Here is a 9,857-nt window from a genome sequence, read left to right as displayed (position 1 = left end):
GATGGCGCGACCGAGGCTACATGGACGTACTTGCGCCGTCCCCCGCAACCTGAGCCACCCCGCCTCCCGCAGGAAGCCCGATTTTGAAGTTGACGTTGCCGTTGTTTCGGCAGGTGCCGGGCGCAGCCCGGCCGTATCATCCCCTCATGTCCCGTGAAAACCTCAACGACCTGCAGGCCTTCGTCCACGTCGCCCGCGCGGGCAGCTTCACCAAGGCCGCCGCCCAGCTCGGCGTCTCCCAGTCCGCCCTCAGTCATGCCATGCGCGGCCTGGAACAGCGCCTGGGTGTGCGCCTGCTGACCCGCACCACCCGCAGCGTGTCCACCACCGAGGCCGGCGCCCGCCTGCTGGAAACGCTCGCCCCGCGCCTGGCCGAGATCGAGGACGGGCTGGCCGCACTGGCCGAGTACCGCGAACGCCCGGCCGGCACCATCCGCATCAATGCCACCGGCCATGCCGCCGAGTACATCGCCTGGCCGCGGCTGGCACCGTTGCTGCAGCAGTATCCGGAGCTGAAGGTGGAACTGGCCGCCGACTACGGGCTGGCCGACATCGTTGCCGAGCGCTACGACATCGGCATCCGCCTGGGTGAGCGCCTGGCCCGCGACATGGTCGCGGTGCCGATCAGCCCGCCGCTGCGCATGCGCGTGGTCGGTGCGCCCGCCTACTTCCGCCAGCACGTGGTACCACGGCATCCGCACGACCTGGCCGGGCACAACTGCGTGACCCTGCGCCTGCCCACGCATGGCGGGCTGATGCCGTGGGACTTCGGCCAGGACGGCACCGAGCTGAGCGTGCGCGTTGGCGGGCAATGGACCTTCAACACCATGGGCATGACCCGCGCCGCCGCGCTGGCCGGCAGCGGCCTGGCCTGGCTGCCGGAAGACCAGGTGCAGCCGATGCTGGACGATGGTCGCCTGCAATCCGTGCTGGACGACTGGTGCCCGCATTTCGATGGCTACTACGCGTATTACCCGTCGCGCCGCCACGTCACCGTGGCGATGCGCACGGTGCTTGATGCATTGCGCGGGCCGATGGGGTATTGAGGAGTGCGGACCAACGGTCCGCACCCACCACCAACCGTCCGCACCCACCACCAACGGCCCGCACCCACCTGGTGATCAGCCCTTGGCCTGCGCGGCGCGCTGCGCGTTGTAGCGCTCGCCGACGATCGACACTTCGTCCAGCGCCTGTGCGATGCGCTGCAGCTCCTCCGGCGCCAGCTGCAGTGCGGCCGCCCCCTGGTTCTCGTCCAGGCGGTGAACCTTGGTGGTGCCCGGAATCGGCACGATCCACGGCGCCTGCGCCAGCAGCCAGGCCAGCGCCACCTGCGCCGGTGTGGCGCCCCGTGCCGCGGCAATCGTGCTGATGCGATCGACCAGCGCCTGGTTGGCCCGGCGTGCTTCCACCTCGAAACGCGGCACGGTGTTGCGGAAGTCGTTGGCATCGAAAGTGGTCTCGGCGTTGATCGCGCCGGTCAGGAAGCCACGGCCCAGCGGGCTGAATGGCACGAAGCCAATGCCCAGTTCCTGCAGGGTAGGCAGCAGTTCGCGTTCCGGTTCACGCCACCACAGCGAGTACTCGCTCTGCACGGCAGTGACCGGCTGCACCGCATGCGCGCGGCGCACGGTGGCGGCACTGGCCTCGGACAGGCCGAAGTGGCCGACCTTGCCTTCGGCGATCAGGTCACGCACGGTGCCCGCCACATCCTCGATCGGCACGTTCGGATCGACGCGGTGCTGGTAGAACAGATCGATATGGTCGGTACGCAGGCGCTTGAGGCTGGCCTCGGCCACCGCACGGATGTTCTCCGGGCGGCTGTCCAGGCCGGTATCGACACGCGCATCCTTGAAGCCGAACTTGGTGGCGATCACCAGCCTGTCGCGGTACGGCGCCAACGCCTCCCCGAGCAGATCTTCATTGGTGTACGGGCCGTACACCTCGGCGGTGTCGAAGAAGGTCACGCCACGTTCAACGGCGGCCTGCAGCAGGGCGATGCCCTGGCTGCGCTCGACCGGCTGGCCATAGCCATGGCTCAGGCCCATGCAACCCAGGCCCAGGGCGGAAACCTTCAGGCCGCTGCGGCCGAGTTCACGTGTCTGCATCGTCGTGCTCCATAGGGGGAGCGCTGACGATACGCCTGCACGGGCGCAGGATTGAACCGACGGGATGGCAGTCGGTCATGACTGGAATTCATCAATCGCCAGCGCGCCCGGTAGAGTCGAGCTTGCTCGACTGCGCTCGTAGAGTCGAGCTTGCTCGACTGCGCTCGTAGAGTCGAGCTTGCTCGACTGTTCCTGTAGTCGAGCAAGCTCGACTCTACAGATCGTTGGGTCACCGGATCTCGGAGATCTCCACGCCATCCAGCCCCTGCGACAGGGTGCGCGCGTCGCCGCCCTGGCTGAGCTTGATGCGCAGGCGCACTTCGTTCTGCGAATCGGCGTAGCGCAGTGCGTCCTCGTAGCTGATCTCGCCGGCCTGGTACAGCTCGAACAGGCTCTGGTCGAAGGTCTTCATGCCCAGCTGGACCGAATCCTTCATCACTTCCTTCAGCTTGTGGATCTCGCCGTCGCGGATGTAGTCCTGCACCAGCGGCGTGCCCAGCAGGATCTCCATCGCCACCTTGCGCGAGCGGCCATCGGGCGAAGGAATCAGCTGCTGCGCGACCACGCCCTTGAGGTTCAGCGACAGGTCCATCAGCAACTGGTTGCGGCGGTCTTCCGGGAAGAAGTTGACGATGCGGTCCATCGCCTGGTTGGCGTTGTTGGCATGCAGGGTGCACAGCACCAGGTGGCCGGTTTCGGCAAACGCGATGGCGTGGTCCATGCCTTCGCGGGTACGCACCTCGCCGATCATGATCACGTCCGGCGCCTGGCGCAGGGTGTTCTTCAGCGCCGCTTCCCAGCTGTCGGTATCGATGCCGACCTCGCGCTGGGTGATGATGCAGCCCTCGTGCTTGTGCACGAATTCGATCGGGTCTTCGATGGTGATGATGTGGCCGGTCGAGTTCTGGTTGCGGTAACCGATCATCGCTGCCAGCGAGGTCGATTTACCGGTACCGGTAGCGCCGACGAACAGGATGATGCCGCGCTTGGTCATCGCCAGCGTCTTGATGATCGGCGGCAGGCTCAGCTCTTCCACAGTCGGAATGCGCGTCTCGATGCGGCGCAGCACCATGCCGACCTGGTTGCGCTGGTAGAAGCAGCTGACGCGGAAGCGGCCGACACCGGACAGGCCGATGGCGAAGTTGCATTCGTGGGTCTTCTCGAATTCCTCGCGCTGCGCCGGGGTCATCACGTTGAGCACCAGGTCGCGGCTCTGCTGCGGCGTGAGCGGGGTCTGGGTGATCGGCGAGATCTTGCCGTTGACCTTCATCGCCGGCGGCATGCCGGCGGTGATGAACAGGTCCGAGGCGCGCTGGTGCGCCATCAGCTTGAGGAACGAAGTGAAATCGATGGTGGTCGCGGTGGTGTTCACGGCGGGCTCCCAATGGGGCATGTACCAGGAAACGGTCGATGGAGGAAACGGCACGGAACGGCGGCGCCGTGGCGCACGCCGCCCCGTTGCTGCCTCGCCTTACTCGAACAGGCGCTTGTCCTTGGCGTAGTCGCGGGCCTGGTTGCGGGTGATCAGGCTGCGCTTGACCAGGTCCTGCAGGTGCTGGTCCAGGGTCATCATGCCGTACTGCTGGCCAGTCTGGATGGCCGAGTACATCTGCGCGACCTTGTCCTCGCGGATCAGGTTGCGGATGGCCGGGGTGCCGACCATGATTTCCCAGGCTGCGGTACGACCGCCGCCCACCTTCTTCAGCAGCGCCTGCGAGATCACCGCACGCAGCGACTCGGACAGCATCGAGCGCACCATCGGCTTTTCGCCGGCCGGGAACACGTCGATGATGCGGTCGATGGTCTTGGCCGCCGAACTGGTATGCAGGGTGCCGAACACCAGGTGGCCGGTTTCCGCCGCGGTCAGCGCCAGGCGGATGGTTTCCAGGTCGCGCAGTTCGCCGACCAGGATGATGTCCGGGTCCTCACGCAGCGCCGAGCGCAGCGCTTCGTTGAAGCCATGCGTGTCGCGGTGCACTTCGCGCTGGTTGATCAGGCACTTCTGCGAGGTGTGCACGAATTCGATCGGATCCTCGACGGTGAGGATGTGGCCGTATTCGTTCTTGTTGATGTAGTCGATCATCGCCGCCAGCGTGGTCGACTTGCCCGAGCCGGTCGGGCCGGTCACCAGGATCAGGCCCTGCGGCTGCTGGATCACCTCGCGGAACAGCGGCGGGCAGGCCAGGTCTTCCAGGGTCAGCACTTCGGACGGAATGGTACGGAACACCGCACCGGCGCCGCGGTTCTGGTTGAACGCATTCACACGGAAGCGCGCCAGCGACGGAATCTCGAAGGAGAAGTCCACTTCGAGGAATTCCTCGTAATCGCGGCGCTGCTTGTCGGACATGATGTCGTACACCAGCGCGTGGACCTGCTTGTGGTCCAGGGCTGGGATGTTGATCCGGCGCACGTCGCCGTCCACGCGGATCATCGGCGGCAGGCCTGCGGACAGGTGCAGGTCGGACGCTTTGTTCTTTACGGAAAACGCCAACAGCTCGGCGATATCCATGAGCGGCTACTCCCCAATAACGGCTTCGACTGGAAGGATCTTTCCCCGGGCGGCAGTATAGCCTCCTGATTCAACGGAACGCGTTACGTGGCCACTCCCCTGCCCCAGATCCTGAGCAACCTGCATGCGGCCGCCGAGGCCGCTGGCAGGCCCGACCCACGCCTGCTGGCGGTGTCCAAGACCCAGCCGGCCGAGGCCGTGGCTGCGCTGGCCGCGCAGGGCCAGCATGCCTTCGGCGAGAACTACGTGCAGGAAGCGCTGGCCAAGATGCAGGCGCTGCAACACCTGGCGCTGGAATGGCACCTGATCGGCCACCTGCAGTCGAACAAGGCCGATGCCGTGGCCAGCCATTTCGACTGGGTGCAGAGCGTGGACCGGCGCAAGCTGGTGACCGCGCTGGCCCGCCATCGCCCTGCAGCGCGAGGGCCGCTGAACGTGCTGATCCAGGTCAACATCGACGATGAATCCAGCAAGCACGGCTGCGCGCCGGAAGAGGTCGATGCACTGGCTGCGGCGATTGCCGCCGAACCCGGGCTGCGCCTGCGCGGCCTGATGGCGATTCCCGCACCGTGGCCCGAAGCGGAGCGCCGTCGGGATGCATTCGTGCGCATGCGCACACTTTTCCAGTCGCTGGCGGCCCAGCACGCGCAGGTCGACACCCTGTCGATGGGCATGAGCGGCGATTACGCCGACGCCATCGCCGAGGGCGCCACCCTGGTGCGCATCGGTACCGCCCTGTTCGGCGCGCGTCCGCGCCCGGCCTGACTTTCCAAGGAGACTTCCATGGCAGCTGATTCCATCACCTTCATCGGCGGCGGCAACATGGCCCGCAGCCTGATTGCCGGCCTGATCCGCCAGGGCGTGCCCGCCGCGCACATCCACGTGGCCGAACCGGTGGCCGCACTGCGCCAGGCGCTGGCCGCCGACTTCGGCGTGCAGGTGCATGACAACGCCGCCGATGCCGCCGCGCAGGGCCGCACCTGGCTGCTGGCGGTGAAGCCGCAGGTGCTGCGCGATGTGTGCCAGTCGCTGCAGGCACTGGCACAGGCACACCGCCCGCTGGTGGTGTCGATCGCTGCAGGCATCACCAGCGCGCAGCTGGAGCGCTGGCTGGGCGGCGATCTGGCAGTCGTGCGTGCGATGCCCAACACGCCGGCCCTGCTCGGTGCCGGCGTGACCGGCCTGTACGCGACGCCGTCGGTGGATGCGCAGCAGCACGCGCGCGCGGAACAGGTACTGGCCAGTGCCGGGCGCACGGTGTGGATCGACAGCGAAACGCTGATGGATTCGGTCACCGCCGTTTCAGGCAGCGGGCCGGCCTATGTGTTCCTGCTGGCCGAAGCGATGGAAGCGGCCGGCATCGCGCAAGGCCTGCCGGCCGATGCCGCGCGTGCGCTGGTGGTACAGACCCTGCTGGGGGCATCGCGCATGCTGGATGAAGCCGGCGAAAGCCCGGCCGAACTGCGCCGCCGCGTGACTTCGCCGAACGGCACCACCCAGGCGGCGATCGAGAGCTTCCAGGCTGGGGGGTTCGAGGCGCTGGTGGACAAGGCGCTGCGCGCCGCGCAGGTGCGCGGGCAGGAACTGTCTGCGGCGAATGATTGATCTCGATGTGTGCCGACCAACGGTCGGCACCCACCGTCATGATTGCCCCAATGTGGCCATGACGAAATCGACGAAGCACTGCAACCGTGGGCGCGGCCTGCGGTCAGGCAGATAGATCAGGTGCATCGGCCGCGGTTCGGGCAGGTAGTCGCGCAGCAGCGGCTTCAATCGCCCGGCCGCGATTTCACCCGCCAGCAGTGCCGTCGGCTGCAGCACCAGCCCCGCACCGGCCACGGCGGCTTCGCGCAGTGCAACGCCATCGTTGCAGGTCAACCGCGCTTCCCAGTCCACCTGTTCGCCGTTGGCCAGCTGCCAGCCATGGCCGCCACGCCAGGCCAGGTGGCTCAGGCAGTCATGCCCTTGCAGATCCGCCGGCGTGCGTGGCGTGCCACGCCGGCGCAGGTACGACGGCGCGGCGCACAGGCTCATTGCATACGGCGGCAACGGCCGTGCCACCACCTCCTGCGACGGTAGCGGCCCGACCCGGATCGCCACATCGAATCCATCCTCGATCAGGTCCACGCGGCGGTTGCTCAGGTCCAGCTCGATGTTCAATTGTGGCTGCGCACGCAGCAGGGCAGCCAGCCGTGGCGCCAGCACGCAGCTGCCCCAGGTGCTCGGCGCGCTGACCCGCAGCAGGCCACGTGGCTGCACCTGCAGGCCCGCCACATCGGCTTCGGCCTGCTGCACCTGTTCCAGCACCTGCCGGCACCCGGCCAGGTAGGCGCTGCCGGCTTCGGTCAGGCGCTGGCGGCGGGTGTTCCGTTGCAGCAGCGCAGTGCCCAGGTGCGCCTCCAGCTGCTGGATGTACTTGCCGACCATCACCGCCGACACCTGCAATTGTTCAGCGGCGCCGGCAAAGCTGCCGCGCTCGGCCACGGCGACGAAGGCCTGCATGCAGCGAAGCGTATCCATTACTAACCTCAGATTAGGAATCTGCGAAGCATACGCCACTTACCTAACCATGCCATGAGCGCGCAGACTTCACTCATTCCCCCTCTCGCAAGGAACGGCCATGAAGATCCTCCTCGTCGGTGCCAGCGGCACCCTCGGCCAGGCGGTCGCCCGCCAGCTCGGCCAGCAGCACCAGATCCTCGCCGCCGGCCGCCACAGCGGCGAACTGCGGGTCGACCTGACCGACGACGCCAGCGTCGCCGAACTGTTCGCCCGCACCGGCCCGGTCGATGCGGTGATCTCCACCGCCGGCAAGCTGTACTTCGGCCCGCTGCAGGAGATGACACCCGAGCAGTTCAACATCGGCCTGCAGGACAAGCTGCTGGGCCAGGTGCGGCTCGCCCTGGCCGCGCAGCACCACCTGAACGCCGGTGGTTCGATCACCCTGACCAGCGGCATCGTCAGCGCACAGCCGATCCGCGACGGTGCCAACGCGACCTCGGTGAACGCCGCGCTGGAAGGCTTCGTGCGCGCAGCGGCGCTGGAGCTGCTGCCGCGCGGCCTGCGCATCAACGTGGTCAGCCCGAACGTACTGATTGAATCGATGGCGGCCTACGGCCCCTACTTCCCCGGCTTCGAAGCGGTGAGCGCACAACGCGCGGCACTGGCCTTCCAGCGCGCGGTCGAAGGCATCCAGAGCGGTGAGACCCTCACCGTCTGGTAAAGAAAAAGGGGACGGAGGGGATTAAGTCGTTTCCCGCACATAAGGGGCAATAGCGACTTAATCCCCTCCGTCCCCTTTTTCTTCATTCCCAGCGCATCGGGCCGTCGCCGCGTTCGCCGAGGATGTCTTCCGGGTTGGCCAGGCGGCAGCGCTTCAGCGACAGGCAGCCGCAGCCGATGCAGCCGGTCAGTTCGTCGCGCAGCAGCTGCAGCATGTGGATGCGCGCTTCCAGCTCGGTGCGCCAGCGCGCCGACAGCTTGGCCCAGTCGGCCTTGGTCGGCGCACGCCCCTCGGGCAGGCTCTCGAAGGCACGGCCCACCGCTTCCAGTGGCATGCCCACGCGCTGTGCCACGCGGATCACCGCCAGCCGGCGCAGCACGTCACGGCTGTAGCGGCGCTGGTTGCCGGAGGTGCGCAGGCTGCTGATCAGCCCCTTGCGCTCGTAGAAGTGCAGCGCGGAAACCGCTACGCCACTGCGCTGGGAGACTTCACCAACGCTCAGTTCCTGGGACGCCATCACTTGACCTCAACTACGGTTGAGGTGTCATGCTGCTATCTTCGCCGCCGGTTGACAAGCGCGGCCCGCAGCCCATCTGTATGACTACCATGCTCTCCCCTGCCGATACCCCTGTGCCGGCCGATACTTCGATCCTGTCCGCCCGCTACCGCGCCACCACCATCGGCATGGTCGCGCTGGTCGCGCTGCACGCCTTCGAGGCGCTGGCCGTGGCTGCCGCGATGCCCACCGTGGCCGAAGCGCTCGATGGCCTGCGCCTGTATGCGCTGGCGTTTGGCGGCACCCTGGCCACCAGTGTGATCGGCATGACCCTGGCCGGGCGCTGGGCCGATCGCCACGGACCGGCGCGACCGCTGTTGTACGGCCTGGCCTGCTTCGTACTGGGCCTGCTGCTGGCCGGTTTCGCGATGCGCATGGGCATGCTGGTTGCCGGGCGCCTGCTGCAGGGGCTGGGTGCAGGCGCGATCTCGGTTTCGCTGTATGTGATGGTCGGCCGCAGCTACCCCGAGCACCTGCGGCCGAAGGTGTTTGCGGCCTTCTCCGCAGGCTGGGTGGTGCCGTCGATGATCGGCCCGGCGTTGAGCGGCCTGATCGTGCAGCATCTGGGCTGGCGCTGGGTGTTCCTGGCGGTGCCGCTGCTGGCGGTTCCTGCCGCCCTGCTGCTGCGCCCGGCACTGGCGCGCATGCAGTCCACCGCAGTCGGCGACCGCGACGATGGACGTGGCAACGTGGTGCGTTGGGCCAGCGGGGCCTCGCTGGCTGCGCTGCTGTTGTATTTCGGCGGCCAGCAGCAGGGCCTGCCGGCGCTGCTCTGCATCGGCGCGGCGATGCTGGCGCTGCTGTTCTGCGTGCACCGCCTGCTTCCGACCGGAACGCTGGTGCTGCGCCGTGGCCTGCCCAGTGTGATCGCACTGCGTGGCATCGCCGCTGCGGCCTTCTTCGCCTGCGAGGCCTATCTGCCGTTGCTGCTGCAGCGCGAACGCGGGCTCTCGCCCAGCTGGGCCGGCGCGGTGCTCAGCCTCGGCGCGCTGGGCTGGTTCGCCGGCTCATGGCTGCAGGGCCACCAGCAGCGCGGCTGGTCACGCCAGCAGCTGCTGCGCGTGGGCACGGCGATGATGACGGTCGGCATCGTCGCCACCCTGGCGGTGCTGTTCAACCCCGTGCCACTGCCGGTGGCGCTGGTCGGCTGGGCCCTGACCGGCTTCGGGATGGGCATGATCTACGCCAGCCTGTCGGTGCTGACGCTTTCGCTGTCGGCGCCGCATGAGCAGGGCGCCAACACCTCGGCCCTGCAACTGAGCGAGGCGTTGTCGGTGACCACCGCGCTGGCGGTGTCCGGTGCGCTGTTCGCCCTGTTCGTGGAAACCGCGCCGCACACCGGTTATGTCCTGTGCCTGGCGACCACCTGCGGCTTGGCGGTGCTGGCGACGGTGATCGCACGGCGGGTGTAGGCCACCGGGATTCCGGTAGTGCCGGCCGCTGGCCGGCAACCTCCACGCACAC

10 protein-coding genes are annotated in these 9,857 nt (G+C 67.6%); 5 read left to right on the top strand and 5 right to left on the bottom strand.

The window, feature by feature from the left end; all coding sequences use genetic code 11:
* Positions 1 to 146 precede the first annotated feature (146 nt).
* Positions 147 to 1,046 (top strand): LysR family transcriptional regulator, encoded by a 900-nt coding sequence (locus QRO93_RS14320; RefSeq protein WP_180879644.1) that lies wholly within the window; start codon positions 147 to 149, stop codon positions 1,044 to 1,046.
* Positions 1,047 to 1,121: 75 nt separating this feature from the next.
* Here the strand turns inward: QRO93_RS14320 and QRO93_RS14315 are convergent, their stop codons facing one another.
* The 3 genes from QRO93_RS14315 to QRO93_RS14305 form a co-directional block, all read right to left on the bottom strand.
* On the bottom strand, positions 1,122 to 2,105 hold the full coding sequence (locus tag QRO93_RS14315) for an aldo/keto reductase (RefSeq protein ID WP_180879646.1): 984 nt from the start codon (positions 2,103 to 2,105) through the stop codon (positions 1,122 to 1,124).
* Positions 2,106 to 2,334: 229 nt separating this feature from the next.
* Positions 2,335 to 3,498 carry a PilT/PilU family type 4a pilus ATPase gene (locus QRO93_RS14310; RefSeq protein WP_049434422.1) on the bottom strand — a complete coding sequence of 388 codons (1,164 nt, stop codon included), beginning with the start codon at positions 3,496 to 3,498 and terminating at the stop codon, positions 2,335 to 2,337.
* Positions 3,499 to 3,576: 78 nt separating this feature from the next.
* On the bottom strand, positions 3,577 to 4,614 hold the full coding sequence (locus tag QRO93_RS14305; RefSeq protein WP_006422551.1) for a type IV pilus twitching motility protein PilT: 1,038 nt from the start codon (positions 4,612 to 4,614) through the stop codon (positions 3,577 to 3,579).
* An 87-nt stretch (positions 4,615 to 4,701) separates the two neighbouring features.
* On the opposite strand from QRO93_RS14305, the gene QRO93_RS14300 reads away from it, so the two are divergent.
* Positions 4,702 to 5,379: a YggS family pyridoxal phosphate-dependent enzyme gene (locus QRO93_RS14300; RefSeq protein WP_164240483.1), complete on the top strand. Its 678-nt coding sequence runs from the start codon at positions 4,702 to 4,704 to the stop codon at positions 5,377 to 5,379.
* Positions 5,380 to 5,397: 18 nt separating this feature from the next.
* Positions 5,398 to 6,219 (top strand): pyrroline-5-carboxylate reductase, encoded by an 822-nt coding sequence (gene proC, locus QRO93_RS14295; protein WP_053448995.1) that lies wholly within the window; start codon positions 5,398 to 5,400, stop codon positions 6,217 to 6,219.
* Positions 6,220 to 6,255: 36 nt separating this feature from the next.
* Here proC and QRO93_RS14290 read toward each other — a convergent pair whose 3' ends face one another.
* Positions 6,256 to 7,134 carry a LysR family transcriptional regulator gene (locus QRO93_RS14290; RefSeq protein WP_053448994.1) on the bottom strand — a complete coding sequence of 293 codons (879 nt, stop codon included), beginning with the start codon at positions 7,132 to 7,134 and terminating at the stop codon, positions 6,256 to 6,258.
* A 100-nt stretch (positions 7,135 to 7,234) separates the two neighbouring features.
* On the opposite strand from QRO93_RS14290, the gene QRO93_RS14285 reads away from it, so the two are divergent.
* A complete protein-coding gene (locus tag QRO93_RS14285) occupies positions 7,235 to 7,837 on the top strand; it encodes a short chain dehydrogenase (protein ID WP_053508573.1) in 603 nt (200 codons plus the stop codon).
* A gap of 82 nt (positions 7,838 to 7,919) precedes the next feature.
* Here the strand turns inward: QRO93_RS14285 and soxR are convergent, their stop codons facing one another.
* Positions 7,920 to 8,354 (bottom strand): redox-sensitive transcriptional activator SoxR, encoded by a 435-nt coding sequence (gene soxR, locus QRO93_RS14280; protein ID WP_008267329.1) that lies wholly within the window; start codon positions 8,352 to 8,354, stop codon positions 7,920 to 7,922.
* A 29-nt stretch (positions 8,355 to 8,383) separates the two neighbouring features.
* Here soxR and QRO93_RS14275 point away from each other — a divergent pair, with 29 nt between their 5' ends.
* Positions 8,384 to 9,805 carry an MFS transporter gene (locus QRO93_RS14275; protein ID WP_180879648.1) on the top strand — a complete coding sequence of 474 codons (1,422 nt, stop codon included), beginning with the start codon at positions 8,384 to 8,386 and terminating at the stop codon, positions 9,803 to 9,805.
* Positions 9,806 to 9,857: the final 52 nt, after the last annotated feature.

The organism is Stenotrophomonas maltophilia group sp. Smal17 (assembly GCF_030237045.1).
Taxonomy (GTDB): Bacteria; Pseudomonadota; Gammaproteobacteria; order Xanthomonadales; family Xanthomonadaceae; genus Stenotrophomonas; species Stenotrophomonas forensis.
This window is presented reverse-complemented; position numbering and strand designations above follow the sequence as displayed.